Origin of the sequence: Bordetella genomosp. 13 (genome assembly GCF_007679965.1) — a bacterium.
Taxonomy (GTDB): domain Bacteria; phylum Pseudomonadota; class Gammaproteobacteria; order Burkholderiales; family Burkholderiaceae_B; genus Bordetella.
In genome coordinates this window covers 180,288-194,296 of the sequence record NZ_VEHL01000001.1, presented here as the reverse complement: position 1 = coordinate 194,296, position 14,009 = coordinate 180,288, and the positions used below count along the sequence as shown (strand labels likewise).

Here is a 14,009-nt window from a genome sequence, read left to right as displayed (position 1 = left end):
GCACTAGAATTGGTGAAACCGAAAATTCAGATGGATTAAGCGATGAGAGAGATAAATCTGTCGACCCGCGACCTGCGCGCCTTCCTGGCCCTGGCCGAGCAGCGCAGCTTCACGCGCGCCGCGCGAGTCTGCAATCTGTCTCAGTCGGCCTTCAGTTCGCTGATCCGCGCCATCGAGGACACCCTGGGCGCGCGCCTGTTCGACCGCGACACCCGCAACGTGGAGCTGACGCCGCAGGGCCAGGTGCTGGAAATCTCGGCGCGCCGCATGGTGGGACAGTTCGACGACCTGGTGGATGATTTCCGCGGCTATGCCACGCTTCGCAAGGGCCGCGTGTCCATCGCGGCGCTGCCGTCGATCGCGGCGGGTTGGCTGCCGGGCGTGTTCGCCGAGTTCCTGGCGCATCATCCCGGCATCGAACTGGAACTGGCCGACATGCTGTCGGCGCCGTCGCTGGAACTGGTGCGCGCGGGCCGGGCCGACTTCGCGCTGGCCTCGTCGGGCACCCAGGCGCAGGACCTGGAAACCGAACTGTTGTGCAACGACCGCTTCCACCTGGTGTGCCGGCAGGATCATCCGCTGGCCAGGCGCGCCGAGATCGGCGTTCGCGACCTGGCGGACTCGCGCTTCATCCACCTGGCGCGGTCGCACAGCGTGCGCCTGCAGCTGGAGCGCGCGTTCGATCCCACGCCGATGAACACCGTGCTGGAGGTCGAGCAGCTGGCCACGCTGACGGGCATGATCGCCGCGGGCATCGGCATCACCGTGGTGCCAGCGCTGACGCTGTACGAGCTGGATCGGCCGGGGCTGGTCAGCCGGCCGATCAAGCTGCCGGGCCTGGTGCGGCGCATCCACCTGGTGAAGCGGCGTGGGGCCAGCCTGTCGCCGGCGGCGCAGCGGCTGTATGAATTGATGGTGAAGATGCGGCCGCGGGGGGAGGAAGGTGAGAAGCGCGGACGGGGGAAGCGTTCTACTCAGGCCGGTGCCCAACATTAGGCATGTCTGCACGGCTCGACGGCCATTGCCGCGCAGTATGAAGCTTCTTCGACACGGAACGTGAAAGTGGTTTCTGACATTTCGTACACCGTCATGCGTTACACGTTAAGCGCAACGGAGCACGCCAGTTTAGTGCTCATGATTGACTCCTCGGCCGCGCCTGTACAGCGTGCTGCGATGCACGCCCAGCTTGCGCGCCGCGCGGCTGACGTTGCCGTCGCAGGCCGCAAGCGCCTCGTGGATGGCGGCATCGGTCAGTGCCTGCAAGGTATCAGGCGGCGGCGTCACCGGCACTACGGCCACGGCGTTATCAGACGCAATCTCATGCGGCAGCATGTCCAGGCGCACCGCCTGCCCCGGCTCGGCCAGCACCCGCAACATACGCAGCGTGCTGGCCAGCTGCCGGAAGTTGCCCGGCCAGTCATAGCGCGCCAGCCGGTGCAGCACCTCGGCCGGCAAGGGCGGCGCATCGCCCGCCGCCTGCCATAGCGCGCGCACCACGTCGGCGCGATCCGCGCGCTGGCGCAATGCCGGCATCCGCACGGTGTACTCGGCGATGCGGAAGTACAGGTCGGCGCGCACGGCCTGCTGGCCGGCCGGATCGAGCGGCTGGTGCGTGGCGCACACCAGCGCGAAATCCACCGGCACGGCGCGTCCCCCGCCCAGCGGCGTCACCTCGCGCGCCTGCAGCACGCGCAGCAGGCGGGCCTGCAAGGCCAGCGGCATGTCGCCGATCTCGTCCAGGAACAGCACGCCGCCCTCGGCCTGCCGCAATAGGCCCTTGCTGCCCTGGCGGCGTGCGCCGGTGAAGGCGCCCTCTTCATAGCCGAACAGTTCGGATTCGATCAGGCTTTCCGGCAGCGCCGCGCAATTGACGGCCACGAAGGGCCGGCCGGCGCGCGCGCTGCGCGCATGCAGGCGCCGCGCGAAGACTTCCTTGCCGCAGCCCGTCTCGCCCTGCAGCAGCACCGACACGCCCGCGTCCAGCAGGCGCACGGCGCGGCCCAGTTCGGCCAGCGCGGCGGCATCGAACCAGGGCTCGGGATCGCGCAGGGCCGTGCTGCGCAGGGCTGGCCTATCGGCGCCATGCCGGGCGCGCCCGGTCGGCAACGCGGCGGGTGCGTGCCTGGCCGGCGCAGCCGTCATGGCGGACGCACCGAACGCATCGGATGCCCCGGACCCAGGGGACGTTTCGGATGCCCTGGCCACGCGGTCGCGCGGCGGCGGGGCGAAGGGACGGCCCGCGCCGTCCTCGCCCGGCCAGCGCACCCGAGCATGCAGGACGCCGCCGCCCTGCAGCCGATGCAGCACGCCGCGCGCCGCGGCCTGCGCAAGCGATTCGGCGAACAGGTCGCCGTAGCGGTACACGCCCAGCGCGCCGCCATCCAACCCCAGCAGTCGCAGTGCATGGCGATTGGCGGCCACCATCAGCTCGCCCTCGAATGCCAGGATGCCTTCGCACACGGTGCCCAGCGCCTCGCGCTCGGCATGCAGGCGCAGCACCAGGCAATCGCCGTAGCCCTCGTCGTACATGCGATGCTCGATCTGGTCCACGGCCATGCGCACCAGGCCCAGCGCATGGCCGTGCGCGCCGTGTGCGCTGCCCGAGAGGTCCAGCAGGCCGACCGTCTGGCCGCGCGGATCCGTGATGGGCACCGCGGCGCAGGTCAGGATGCGGTTGGGCTCGAAGAAATGCTCGGCGCCATGCACGGCGATGGGCTGGCGCTCGGCCAGCGCCGTGCCGATGGCATTGGTGCCGGCGGCCGACTCGCTCCACGCCGCGCCGGGCATCAGCGACACCTGCGAGGCGCGGTCGACGAAGTCGGCGCTGCCGCCAGTGTCCAGCACCAGGCCGCTGGCGTCGGTCAACACGATCAGGCCGCCGCTGTGGCGCGCCTCCTGGCGCAGCTGTTCCAGCGCGGGTCGGCACAGACGGCGCAGGGTCTCGTGGCGTTGCAGGGCCTCGCGCAGCTCCGACTGCGTCAGCGGCTGCGGCCGCCGGGGGCCGCGCATGTCGTGACCCAGGTCGGCGCAGCGCCGCCAGGAACGCAGGATGGGCTCCGCCACCAGATGATCGGGTACGGCGCCTTGCTCGTTGAACAGGCGGCGCGCGCTGGCCAGCGCCTGCTGGCGGGATAGCGTGGGCATGATCGTCTCCGACAGGCATTCTGCGACACCTGTTCATGCGCGCTGTCGCAAAACGCGACAGTTACCGGCGTGCTGCGTGCAGCGATCGGGCGCCGGCCGCGGACCGGCCTACTTTCGCATGCGGGCCGCCGGCTTGTCCATGCGTGAAACACACGTGCATCCGTCCCCTGGCACGCTTATTGCAACGTGTCCGACGGGTTCCCCCACTACGACAATACGGAGACGAACATGGACACTTCCACCCGCATCGCCCCGGGCGCTTACGGCTCGCCGATCGACATCAAGAAAGAGTACGGCAACTTCATCGGCGGCAAGTTCCAGGCGCCCGCCGACGGCCAGCTGTTCGACAACGTCACGCCGGTCACGGGCCAGACCCTGTCGCGCCATGCCCGCTCCACCGCGCAGGACATCGAGCTGGCGCTGGATGCGGCGCACAAGGCCGCGCCGGCCTGGGGCCGCACCTCGGTGGCCGAACGCTCGCGCATGCTCAACCGCATCGCCGACATCATCGAGGACAACCTGGAGTTGCTGGCCACCGCCGAGACCTGGGACAACGGCAAGCCGATCCGCGAGACGCGCGCCGCCGACCTGCCGCTGGCCGTGGACCACTTCCGCTATTTCGCCTCGGCCATCCGCGCGCAGGAAGGCGGGCTGTCCGAGATCGACGCGGACACCGTGGCCTATCACTTCAAGGAGCCGCTGGGCGTGGTGGGGCAGATCATCCCGTGGAACTTCCCCATCCTGATGGCGGCCTGGAAGCTTGCGCCCGCGCTGGCCGCCGGCAACTGCGTGGTGATGAAGCCCGCCGAGCAGACGCCGCTGGGCGTGCTGGTGCTGGCCGAGCTGATCGCCAACGTGCTGCCGCCGGGCGTGCTGAACATCGTCACCGGCTTCGGCCTGGAAGCCGGCAAGCCGCTGGCCTCGAACAAGCGCATCGCCAAGATCGCCTTCACGGGCGAGACCACGACGGGGCGCCTGATCATGCAGTACGCCTCGCAGAACCTGATACCGGTCACGCTGGAGCTGGGCGGCAAGTCGCCCAACGTGTTCTTCGCCGACGTGGGCGCGCAGGACGACGACTTCCTGGACAAGGCCATCGAGGGCTTCGTCATGTTCGCGCTGAACCAGGGCGAAGTCTGCACCTGCCCCAGCCGCGCGCTGATCCAGGAATCGCTGTACGACCGCTTCATGGAGCGCGCGCTGCAGCGCGTGGCCGCGATCAAGCAGGGCAACCCGCTGGATGCGGACACGATGATGGGCGCGCAGGCCTCCAGCGAGCAGCTGGAGAAGATCCTGTCGTACCTGGACATCGGCAAGCAGGAGGGTGCGCAGGTGCTGGCGGGCGGCGAACGCGCGCAGTTGCAGGGCGACCTGAAGGACGGCTATTACGTGCAGCCCACGGTATTCAAGGGCAAGAACAGCATGCGCGTCTTCCAGGAAGAGATCTTCGGCCCGGTGGTGTCGGTCACGACCTTCAAGGACGAGGCCGAGGCGCTGCGGATCGCCAACGACACGCTGTACGGGCTGGGCGCGGGCGTGTGGTCGCGCGACGGCAACACGGCCTACCGCATGGGCCGCGCCATCCAGGCTGGACGGGTGTGGACCAACTGCTATCACGCCTATCCCGCGCACGCGGCCTTCGGTGGGTACAAGCAGTCGGGCATCGGCCGCGAGAACCACAGGATGATGCTCGATCACTACCAGCAGACCAAGAACCTGCTGGTGAGCTACAGCCCGAAGAAGCTGGGCTTCTTCTGACCGATGCGCATGCGGGAGACGCCATGGCCAAGGTATGCGCCACCCCGTCGGCCCTGCGGCTGATCGGGGAACTGACTGCCCAGTACGGGCCCATCATGTTCCATCAATCAGGGGGATGCTGCGATGGGTCCTCGCCCATGTGCTATCCGCAGGGCGAGTTCCTGCTGGGCGACAACGACGTGCGGCTGGGCGAGATCGGCGGCGCGCCGTTCTACATCGGCGGCGCGCAGTACGAGGCGTGGAAGCACACCGACCTGATCATCGACGTGGTGCCGGGACGCGGCGGAATGTTCTCGCTGGACAACGGCCGGGAAGAACGCTTCCTGACGCGGTCGACGATCTGCGCGACGTGAAGGCGGTGCGTGATCCGCACATGCGCCGCCCCGCCGCGGCTGGCGTGACGGCGGCTAGCGGCCGCCCGACACGTCGATGAACGAACCCGTGGTGAAGCTGGATTCGTCCGAGCACAACCACAGCACCGCGGCGGCCACCTCTTCGGCGGTGCCGCCGCGCTGCATGGGCACGCCGGTCTTCAGGCGATCCACGCGCCCGGGCTCGCCGCCGCTGGCGTGCATGTCGGTGTAGATGAGGCCCGGGCGTACGCCGTTGACGCGGATGCGGTCGGCCGCCACTTCCCTGGCCAGGCCCAGCGTGAGCGTATCGACCGCGCCCTTGGATGCGGCATAGTCCACGTATTCGCCCGCGGAGCCCAGCCGCGCTGCCATGGACGACACGTTGACGATGGCGCCGCCGCGTCCGCCATGGCGCGGCGCCATGCGCAGCACGGCCTCGCGGCAGCAGACGAACGCGCCGACCACATTGGTGGCCAGGATGCGCGAGATGCGCTCGGCGCTCATGTGCTCGACGGTGGTCTGTACATCGAGGATGCCGGCGTTGTTGACCAGGGCATCGACGCGTCCCAGTTCGCGGTCCACCGCCTCGAACATCGCCACGACCTCGGCCTCGCTGGCCATGTCGGCACGCACCGCCAGCGCCTTGCCGCCTGCGTTGCGGATGGATTGCACGACCGCATCGGCCGCGTCGGCCCGGCTGTGGTAATTGACGCAGACGGCATAGCCACGCGCGGCCGCCGACCGCGCGACGGCCGCGCCGATGCCGCGGCTGGCGCCAGTGACGATCATGACTTTGGAAGGGGATTCATCGGACTGCATCGTCGTCTCCTTGATGTGGCCAAGCCTGGCCGTTCTCTTGTCGCGCGGCAGCGCGTTCCTCGTGTGTCCGGCCTGCCGGGGGCCGCCTTGGCATCGCACCTTCAGGGCCGCGATCCCACCTGCTGCAGCTCGACCTCGGCGCACGGCAGGCCGGTGAGCACAATGGCACGGTCGTTGCCGACCAGCGCGGACTGCCCGGATTGCAGCACCAGATCGTCGGCGCGTCCATCCTCCGACACCCACAGCGTACCGGCGCGGCACAGGATGCGCACGCCGAGGACCTGCCTGAGCTGCGCGGCCGCGCCACGCGGCAGCTGGAATGACATTCCATTCATGCATATGAAGCTGATTTTTCCCGTGGCCATGCCGGTCCTCTTGCGTCGGATGGGTCCGCCACCGTTCCGCGGACATGGCCAATTGAACGCTGCCGCCGTAAGATCGCTCAAGCGACTTCTCCGTCGCTTTCACATGAGCGATACGCATGTCACCAGACCTCGCCAGGCTGCCTCCGCTCGACTTGCTGCGCGGCTTCGTCGCCGTGGGCCGCCGCATGAGCATCACGCTGGCGGCGCAAGACCTGCACCTGACCCAGTCGGCCATCAGCCGCCAGGTGCGCGCGCTGGAGGACCACCTGGGCGTGGCGCTGCTGACGCGGGGGTTCCGCTCGGTATCGTTCACCGCCGAGGGCGCGCAGCTGTTCCGCCTGGCCGACCCGTGGCTGACGGAGCTGGGCGAGCTCGTCGCCCGCTGCCGCGAACCCGGTCGCCGCGCGCCGGTCACCATCACCACCACGATGGGCGTGGCCACGTTGTGGCTGCTGCCGCGCCTGGGTGCGTTCCAGGACCGCCATCCCGGCATGGACGTGCGCGTGGCAGCCGACAACCGGGTGCTGGACCTGCGGCGCGAAGACATCGACATCGCGATCCGCTACTGCACGGCCGCGCAGGCGCCCGCCGACGCGCGGCGCCTGTTCGGGGAAGCGCTGGTGCCCGTGGCGCATCCCTCGCTGCGCCTGCGCAGGCTCGACGGCGCGGCGCTGGCGCGCCACGTCCTGCTCGATTTCGATGGCCCCTCGTGGCCCTGGCTGCACTGGCGGGAATGGCTGGACGCGAACGGCCTGGCCGGACAGCAGCCCAAGGGGATGCTGCGCCTGAACCAGTACGACCAGATCGTGCACGCCGCCCTGGCCGGCCATGGCATCGCGCTGGGCCGGCTGGCGCTGGTCGATCCCATGCTGCGGGACGGCCGGCTCGTGGCGCTGGGCCAGCCACAGGCCGTGGGTTCCGACGGCCCCGCCTACTGGCTGGTGCGCAATCCGCGCGCGGGCGGTCCCGATGCAGACGTGGTGGCGGACTGGCTGGCGCAGCAGGCGCAGGTCAGTCGACCTGGACCAGGGACTCGCCCTCGACCATCTCGCCGATGACGGCGGCCCGGCCAAAGCCCTGGCCGTGGAAGAGCCTGAGCACCTGGTCGGCATCCTGCGGCGCGCAGGCCACCAACAGGCCGCCGGAGGTCTGCGGGTCGGTGAGCAGCGCGCGGGCGGCGGCGTCCACGTTGGCGCCCAGGCGGATGGCGTCTCCATACGAGGCCCAGTTGCGGCCCGATGCCCCGGTGATCACGCCTTGCCGGGCGTAGTCCTGCACCTGGTCCAGCCAGGGCAACTCGGCCAGCCGCAGCCGCGCCGTCAGTCCGGCGCCGCGCGCCATCTCCAGCGCATGGCCCAGCAGGCCGAAGCCGGTGACGTCGGTGATGGCGTGCACGCCCGGCAATGCCGACAGCGCCGTGCCCGGGCGGTTGAGCAGCGTGGTGGCGGCGATCATGGCGTCATAGCCGGCCGCGTCAAGCAGGTTCTTCTTCAGCGCGGCCGACAGCACGCCCACGCCCAGCGGCTTGCCCAGGATAAGCACGTCGCCGGCGCGCGCGTCGGCATTGCGCTTGATGCGCGACGGATGCACCAGGCCCATGGCGGCCAGGCCGTAGATGGGCTCGACGGAGTCGATGGAGTGCCCGCCCGCCACCGGGATGCCGGCATCGGCGCAGACCGATTCGCCGCCGCGCAGGATCTCGGCGATGACGTCGTGCGGCAGCACGTTGATGGGCATGCCGACGATGGCCAGCGCCATGATGGGCGTGCCGCCCATGGCATAGACGTCGGACAGCGCGTTGGTGGCGGCGATGCGTCCGAAATCGAACGGATCGTCGACGATGGGCATGAAGAAATCGGTAGTGGCGATGAGCGCCTGCTCGTCGTTCAGGCGGTAGACCGCGGCGTCGTCGGCGGTCTCGGTGCCCACCAGCAGGTCGGCGCAGGGCTTGAACGGCGCATGGCGCGCCAGCAGCGTGGACAGCACCCCCGGCGCGATCTTGCAGCCGCAGCCGCCGCCGTGGGATAGGGAAGTCAGTCGGGGTTGCGCGCCGGCGCCGTCTTGAGCCATGGAATCACCTGATGTGGAATGCGGCGGCAGGACGGGCAGCGTCGCGCCGCGATGTCGGGCAAGCATAGCACCGGGCGATGCCGGAATCCCCGTTCGGGCGGCCATGGTCCGCCCCGGTCGCTTGAGCTATTTGATGAGCCTGAGCCCCGCCGTCTTCGCGGCCTTCGTGTCGAACGTGGCGGTGTATTCGCATTGGGCGTCGTGGCCGGCGCGCTCGATCAGGCAATCGGCGAAGTCGGCAGACGAAGCGGCGTACAGGCGCAACGCCTTCCAGACCGTTTCGGCGGCTTCGACCACCAGACCCTGCGTGCGCAGCAGGATCTCGATGACCTGCACGATCTCGGCGCGTTGCGCATGGTATGCCCGCGCCAGCACCCAGACGACCTCGACCAGCGCCACCTGCGAGATGAAGCCGGGCTGTTCCGCGCTGAACGATTCGATCAACGCGCTTGCCTTCCTTGCCTGCGCGGGTTCGTCCTGTACGAAGTAACGCACCAGCACGTTCGTATCGAGGCCGATCATCGGGCCTTGTCTCCTTGCTCGGCGATAGCTGCGTTCATGTCCTCGATGGATACCGGCCTGACTGGTTTGCGGATGATGCCCTTGAGCGCAGTGACAGGATACGTAGCGGGAATGACTTCGTATCGCCCGGACGCTTCATTTAGGACGAATTCAACCCGGTCGCCGGCGGACAGTCCGAGCTGCTGGCGGACGTCGACGGGAATGGTGATCTGCCCTTTGGACGTAACGGTGGCGGAAGACATGGAACCATCCTTTCTCAACAACTCCTTACTTTAGGGTAAGGCAATAGAGGGCGCAAGCCAGCCGTCGATAAATAGGACGCAGGGAAGGAAACGGCACGAGCGCGGTTCTCGGAAGCCGCTGAAGGCGCGGCGCGGCGCGGAAGGCGGAAGGCGGAAGGCAGCAGGAGTCGAACCTACCTGGGAGCGTCTGACGCCCCCAACTGGGTTTGAAGCCCAGCCGTGCCGCCGGGCACGAATGCCTTCCGTGGCGGCGTTGCCAATGATACGTCAGGCCGCGGACGCGGCTTGGCCATCCGCGGCCCGGCCGAACGCGGCCCGGCCAAACAACGCCGTGTCGCTGCGCAGCACGTGGCTGTCGCGCAGGCGGCGCGTGTAGCCCACGCGGTCGAAGAATTCCAGGATCTGGATGGCGCGCTTGCGGCCCAGCCCGGTGGCGTCGCGGAACGCAGCCGCGTGCGCGCTGCCGTCGCGCGCGCACAACTCGGCCACCAGCGCCGCCAGGTCGGACACGTGGTCGCGATGGTAGTACAGGTCCTTGACCACCTGCGCCACCTCGCCGCGCCGCAGCAGCTTGCGCAGCAGCTGCCGCACGCGCTCTTCCGGTTCGTTCTGCACGCGCGCCAGGTCGCGCACCCAGGGTGGATCGTACCTGCCCTCCTGGATCAGCGGCAGCAGCCGTTCGGCCAGGGCCGCCTCGGCCTCGCCCAGCGTGGCCGCATGCAGCGGCCGGTGCAGCCATGCGCCGTTGCGGGCCAGCCGCTGTTGCGCCAGCAGGTGCTCCAGCACGGCCTGCCACAGCGGCTCGGACGCCGCCGGCGCGGCGATGCGGCGCAGGCGCGCGGCATCCAGGCCGGGCTCGTCGGGAGACTGTTCGTGAAAGCCGTCCAGCGCCGCCACGGCGTGGTCGCACAGGTCATCCCAATGTCCGGCCAGCACCAGCGTGCGCACGGCATGGGGCGCGCGCGCCGCGACCCATCGCGCATCGTCCGGCACGGACACGGCTTGCGCGGGCAGGCCGGTCAGGCGCTGCAGCTGCGCCTCGTCCAGGCCCAGCGGCGCCACGCGCAGCGCGGGCGCCAGGCCTTGTCCATCCAGCAGGGCCGCGACCGCATCCAGCCAGGCCAGCCGCTGCGGCGTGCGCCGCTTGCGGTCAGGCGCGTCGGGATCCAGCACCCGGCCGCCGCCCACCGTGCGCGAGGCCTGCGCGTTGCGCGCGATGTAGCGGTCGCCGGGCATGGCGCAGACGGGCTTGTCGAACACCAGCTGCACCCGGCCGCGATGGCCGGGCGCCAACTGCTCCGGTGCCAGCGGCACCGCGTGCGCCACGTGGTGCGCGGCGCCGATGTGGATGTGCAGCGGCGCCCAGGCGCGCAACGGTCCGTCGGCCGATTCCAGCCAGTGCAGGTCGACGTCGACGTGGCGCGACGGCTGGAAGCAGCGCGCATCGGCGATCCAGTCGCCGCGCGCGATGGCATGCCTGTCCACGCCCGGCAGGTTCAGCGCGCAGCGCTGCCCCGCGACGCCCTCGGGGCTGGGGCGGTTCTGCGCATGGATGCTGCGCACGCGCACGGGTGTGCCCGCGGGCATCAGCCGCAGGTCGGCGGCCTCGTCGCCCGCGCGCACGCGGCCGGCATGCGCCGTGCCGGTGACCACGGTGCCGTGCCCCGCCAGCGTGAAGGCGCGGTCGACGGCCAGGCGGAACAGGCCGTCCGCGCCGCGTGCCGGCAGCGCCTGCGCCGCATCGTCCAGGTGCGCCTTCAGCGCGGCCGTGCCCGCATCGCCCCGCTCGGCCGGCCGCGTGGCATACACCGGCGCGCCCTCCAGGAACGTGCCGGCCGTCAGTTGCGCGATCTCGTGTTCGACCTCGCGCAGCCGGGCCGCGTCGGCGCGGTCGGCCTTGGTCAGCGCCACCGCGCCGCGCGCCACGCCCAGCAAAATCAGGATGGCCAGGTGCTCACGCGTCTGCGGCATGACGCCGTCGTCGGCCGCGACCACCAGCAGGCCGAAGTCGATGCCCGTGGCGCCGGCCGCCATCGTGTGCACCAGCTTCTCGTGGCCGGGCACGTCGATGAAGCCCAGCACGTCGCCATTGGGCAGCGGCGTATAGGCATAGCCCAGCTCGATGGAGATGCCGCGCGCCTTCTCTTCCTTCAGGCGGTCGGTGTCGACGCCCGTCAGCGCGCGCACCAGCGTGGTCTTGCCGTGGTCGATGTGCCCGGCGGTGCCGACGATCATGCCGCGGCCTCCGTGGTGGGAACGAAAGGCCGCATCATGCCAGCGGCTTGGCCAATTGCGCCACGAAGCCCGCCTCGTCGCGCTCTTCCAGGCAGCGCAGGTCCAGCCACAGCGCGTCGTCGGCCAGCCGGCCGATGACGGGCCGAGGCAGATCGCGCAGCAAGGCCTCCAGGCGCGCCAAGTGGCGGCCCGGCCGGCCGCTGCCGGCGTGCCGGATGGCCAGCGCGACGCTGGGCAGGTGATCGGCCGGCAGCGCGCCGCTGCCGATCTGGCTGAAGACGGGCACGGCCTGCACGGTATAGCCCGCGCCCACGGCATGCTGCACCGTGTCGCGCAGGCGCTCGGCCGCGGCCTGGATCGCGCGCTGCGGCCGCGTCAGCAGGCGCAGCGTGGTCAGGCGCTCGGGCAGGAACTCGGGCGCGCGATACAGGGCCAGCACGGGCTCGAGCGCCGCCAGCGTCAGCTTGCCGACGCGCAGCGCGCGCTTCAGCGGGTTTTTCTTGATCTTGCGGATCAGGTCGGCGCGGCCCACCAGCAGGCCGGCCTGCGGGCCGCCCAGCAGCTTGTCGCCACTGAAGGTGACCAGGTCGGCGCCCGCCTGGATCGTCTCGCGCACGGTGTCCTCGCGCGGCAGGCCCCATTGCGTCAGGTCCAGCAGCGTGCCGCTGCCCAGGTCCACCGTCATCGGCACGCCGCGCGCGTGCGCGATGCGCGCCACCCCGGCCACGTCCACGCTCTTGGTGAAGCCGGTGATGGCGTAGTTGCTGCAATGCACCTTCATCAGCATCGCGGTGCGCGGGCCGATGGCTTCCTCGTAGTCCTTGGCATGGGTGCGGTTGGTGGTGCCGATCTCGACCAGGCGCGCCCCCGCCCGCTTCATGATGTCCGGGATGCGGAACGCCCCGCCGATCTCGACCAGTTCGCCGCGCGACACCACCACCTCGCGGCGGTCGGCCAGCGCATTGAGCATCAGCAGCACCGCCGCGGCATTGTTGTTGACCACGGTGGCGGCCTCGGCGCCGGTCAGTTCGCGCAGCATGTCCTCGATCAGGTCGTCGCGATCGCCGCGGCCGCCGGTTTCCAGGTCGAATTCGAGGTTGGCCGGCGCGGTCAGCGCACGCACCACCGAGGCCACGGCCTCGTCGGGCAGCGGCGCGCGGCCCAGGTTGGTATGCAGCACGGTGCCCGTCAGGTTGTAGACGGCGCGCAGGCGCGGCCCGGCGGCCTGCTTCAGGGTGGCGGCCAAACCGTGCACGATGGCGCCGGTCTCGATGCGGTCGGACACCAGCGTGCCGGCCACGGCCTCGGCGCGCAACGCGGCCAGGTGGGCGCGCAGCCCGGCCACCACCTGCGTGCGTCCGTAGGCATCCAGCAGCGCCTGCATCGGGGCCGCGCCCAGCAATCGGTCCAGCGACGGGATGTCGGCCGGACCGGCCAGCGCCACGGCGGACGGATTCTGCGGCGTCGCTTCAGTCATCCGCGCCCGCCGATTCCTCCGAGTCCACCGACCCGTGCCACAGCAAGGGGTTGCCGCTGGCGCGCGAATAGCCTGCCTCGCCCATCAGCACGTCCAGCGCCAGGCTGGCCAGGTCGTCGGCCACCGGCTCGACGTACAGGTCTTTCTCTTGATAGAAGATCTTGCGGTAGCTGTGGCAGCGGTCGCAGGACTCGGCGCGCACGGCCTCGGAGCGGCCCTCGATGGCGTGATAGGCCACCGTCTCGGTATCTTCGCAGTGCGTGCACGTCACGCGCACCATGTGCCATTCGCTGGCGCACAGCGAGCAGCACAGGTAGCGGTAGCCCTCGAACTGTCCGCCCACGCGCACCACGCTGGCCACCGGCAGGCTGCCGCACACGGGACATACGCCGAAGGGGCTGGCCACGGGCAACTGTCGCGGGTCGAAGCGGCTGGCCAGGTCGGTCCAGTACACCTGCAGGGCCGCCATCACGATGGGCGCGGCGGCGCTGTCCACGCCCTCGTCGCGCTCTTCGATCAGGGCGTCGGCCATGGCCTCGATGGCCGCGGGATTTTCTTCGAGCGTGCGGCGCAGGCCCTGGCAGACCTCGATGGCCTCGGCGGGCGCGTCGGGCATGGCTTCCAGGCGCTGCGCCAGGCGACGCAACAGCCCCGTCCAGAGCGGATCGCGCTGCCAGCCCACGGCCTGCAGCGGCGGCATGCCGTGCGCCTGGGCGCGGTCGATGCGCACCGCGTCGGCGCCGGGGGCATTGCATTCGGCCAACAGGGCCTGCTGGGCTTCGACCAGATCGGCCATCAGGCCCAGGTAATCGGCCACGGGATTGTTCGTGGCCAACTGGCGCAGGCGCGCGGCGCGGGCGGCGAACACCGAGCCGCGCTCGGGCAGGCGCACACGGACGATGGCATTGTGATCGAGCTCCTCGATCTCACCGCGGGGAAGAATACGCTGCACAACATTCTCCAGAACAGCTGCCGCGCCTGTGCGCCGCGTTGGGACAGCACGGGGCACGGCGGCAAACACGAG

At 70.2% G+C, this 14,009-nt stretch carries 13 protein-coding genes and 1 tRNA gene; 4 read left to right on the top strand and 10 right to left on the bottom strand.

Annotated features, from left to right (window positions below; genetic code table 11):
• Positions 1 to 42: 42 nt before the first annotated feature.
• The gene (locus tag FS845_RS00905; RefSeq protein ID WP_186332114.1) at positions 43 to 996 is read left to right on the top strand and encodes a LysR family transcriptional regulator; all 954 of its coding nucleotides are present in this window, start codon (positions 43 to 45) and stop codon (positions 994 to 996) included.
• Positions 997 to 1,125: 129 nt separating this feature from the next.
• On the opposite strand, the gene FS845_RS00900 is transcribed toward FS845_RS00905, so the two are convergent.
• Complete coding sequence (locus FS845_RS00900; protein WP_144630017.1) at positions 1,126 to 3,144, bottom strand: sigma-54-dependent Fis family transcriptional regulator; 2,019 nt, start codon at positions 3,142 to 3,144, stop codon at positions 1,126 to 1,128.
• A 228-nt stretch (positions 3,145 to 3,372) separates the two neighbouring features.
• On the opposite strand from FS845_RS00900, the gene adh reads away from it, so the two are divergent.
• Both adh and FS845_RS00890 read left to right on the top strand, forming a co-directional pair.
• Positions 3,373 to 4,902 (top strand): aldehyde dehydrogenase, encoded by a 1,530-nt coding sequence (gene adh / locus FS845_RS00895; RefSeq protein WP_144630015.1) that lies wholly within the window; start codon positions 3,373 to 3,375, stop codon positions 4,900 to 4,902.
• A gap of 23 nt (positions 4,903 to 4,925) precedes the next feature.
• Positions 4,926 to 5,255, top strand: a complete 330-nt coding sequence (locus FS845_RS00890) for a DUF779 domain-containing protein (protein ID WP_144630014.1) — start codon at positions 4,926 to 4,928, stop codon at positions 5,253 to 5,255.
• Positions 5,256 to 5,309: 54 nt separating this feature from the next.
• Here FS845_RS00890 and FS845_RS00885 read toward each other — a convergent pair whose 3' ends face one another.
• Positions 5,310 to 6,074 (bottom strand): SDR family oxidoreductase, encoded by a 765-nt coding sequence (locus tag FS845_RS00885; RefSeq protein WP_144630012.1) that lies wholly within the window; start codon positions 6,072 to 6,074, stop codon positions 5,310 to 5,312.
• 101 nt (positions 6,075 to 6,175) lie between these two features.
• Entirely contained in the window at positions 6,176 to 6,400 is a 225-nt protein-coding gene (locus tag FS845_RS00880) for a DUF2917 domain-containing protein (protein ID WP_144630010.1), read from the bottom strand.
• Positions 6,401 to 6,555: 155 nt separating this feature from the next.
• Between FS845_RS00880 and FS845_RS00875 the strand changes: the two genes are divergently transcribed.
• Complete coding sequence (locus FS845_RS00875) at positions 6,556 to 7,497, top strand: LysR substrate-binding domain-containing protein (RefSeq protein WP_144630008.1); 942 nt, start codon at positions 6,556 to 6,558, stop codon at positions 7,495 to 7,497.
• Here the strand turns inward: FS845_RS00875 and selD are convergent.
• From selD to fdhE, 7 genes are all read right to left on the bottom strand, one after another.
• The gene (gene selD / locus FS845_RS00870) at positions 7,451 to 8,509 is read right to left on the bottom strand and encodes a selenide, water dikinase SelD (RefSeq protein ID WP_144630006.1); all 1,059 of its coding nucleotides are present in this window, start codon (positions 8,507 to 8,509) and stop codon (positions 7,451 to 7,453) included. The genes FS845_RS00875 and selD overlap by 47 nt on opposite strands.
• A 126-nt stretch (positions 8,510 to 8,635) precedes the next feature.
• Complete coding sequence (locus FS845_RS00865; RefSeq protein ID WP_144630004.1) at positions 8,636 to 9,031, bottom strand: PIN domain-containing protein; 396 nt, start codon at positions 9,029 to 9,031, stop codon at positions 8,636 to 8,638.
• A complete protein-coding gene (locus FS845_RS00860) occupies positions 9,028 to 9,273 on the bottom strand; it encodes an AbrB/MazE/SpoVT family DNA-binding domain-containing protein (RefSeq protein ID WP_144630002.1) in 246 nt (81 codons plus the stop codon). The genes FS845_RS00865 and FS845_RS00860 overlap by 4 nt, the downstream gene beginning before the upstream one ends.
• Before the next feature lie 151 nt (positions 9,274 to 9,424).
• Positions 9,425 to 9,517, bottom strand: a tRNA-Sec gene (locus tag FS845_RS00855).
• A gap of 23 nt (positions 9,518 to 9,540) precedes the next feature.
• Positions 9,541 to 11,508 (bottom strand): selenocysteine-specific translation elongation factor, encoded by a 1,968-nt coding sequence (selB, locus tag FS845_RS00850; protein ID WP_144630000.1) that lies wholly within the window; start codon positions 11,506 to 11,508, stop codon positions 9,541 to 9,543.
• Between the two features lie 34 nt (positions 11,509 to 11,542).
• Positions 11,543 to 12,985, bottom strand: coding sequence for an L-seryl-tRNA(Sec) selenium transferase (gene selA / locus FS845_RS00845; protein WP_144629998.1), 1,443 nt, complete (start codon positions 12,983 to 12,985; stop codon positions 11,543 to 11,545).
• Positions 12,978 to 13,937: a formate dehydrogenase accessory protein FdhE gene (fdhE, locus tag FS845_RS00840; RefSeq protein ID WP_144629986.1), complete on the bottom strand. Its 960-nt coding sequence runs from the start codon at positions 13,935 to 13,937 to the stop codon at positions 12,978 to 12,980. Before fdhE ends, selA begins: the two co-directional genes overlap by 8 nt.
• Positions 13,938 to 14,009: the final 72 nt, after the last annotated feature.

What these genes read in the sequence shown, in the direction of transcription:
- FS845_RS00900 (WP_144630017.1), bottom strand. Translation starts at nt 3,144, where the DNA reads ATGCCCACGCTATCCCGCCAGCAGGCGCTGGCCAGCGCGCGCCGCCTG.
- FS845_RS00860 (WP_144630002.1), bottom strand. Translation starts at nt 9,273, where the DNA reads ATGTCTTCCGCCACCGTTACGTCCAAAGGGCAGATCACCATTCCCGTC.
- selD (WP_144630006.1), bottom strand. Translation starts at nt 8,509, where the DNA reads ATGGCTCAAGACGGCGCCGGCGCGCAACCCCGACTGACTTCCCTATCC.
- selB (WP_144630000.1), bottom strand. Translation starts at nt 11,508, where the DNA reads ATGATCGTCGGCACCGCCGGGCACATCGACCACGGCAAGACCACGCTG.
- FS845_RS00905 (WP_186332114.1), top strand. Translation starts at nt 43, where the DNA reads ATGAGAGAGATAAATCTGTCGACCCGCGACCTGCGCGCCTTCCTGGCC.
- selA (WP_144629998.1), bottom strand. Translation starts at nt 12,985, where the DNA reads ATGACTGAAGCGACGCCGCAGAATCCGTCCGCCGTGGCGCTGGCCGGT.
- FS845_RS00875 (WP_144630008.1), top strand. Translation starts at nt 6,556, where the DNA reads ATGTCACCAGACCTCGCCAGGCTGCCTCCGCTCGACTTGCTGCGCGGC.
- FS845_RS00885 (WP_144630012.1), bottom strand. Translation starts at nt 6,074, where the DNA reads ATGCAGTCCGATGAATCCCCTTCCAAAGTCATGATCGTCACTGGCGCC.
- FS845_RS00890 (WP_144630014.1), top strand. Translation starts at nt 4,926, where the DNA reads ATGGCCAAGGTATGCGCCACCCCGTCGGCCCTGCGGCTGATCGGGGAA.
- FS845_RS00865 (WP_144630004.1), bottom strand. Translation starts at nt 9,031, where the DNA reads ATGATCGGCCTCGATACGAACGTGCTGGTGCGTTACTTCGTACAGGAC.
- FS845_RS00880 (WP_144630010.1), bottom strand. Translation starts at nt 6,400, where the DNA reads ATGTCATTCCAGCTGCCGCGTGGCGCGGCCGCGCAGCTCAGGCAGGTC.
- adh (WP_144630015.1), top strand. Translation starts at nt 3,373, where the DNA reads ATGGACACTTCCACCCGCATCGCCCCGGGCGCTTACGGCTCGCCGATC.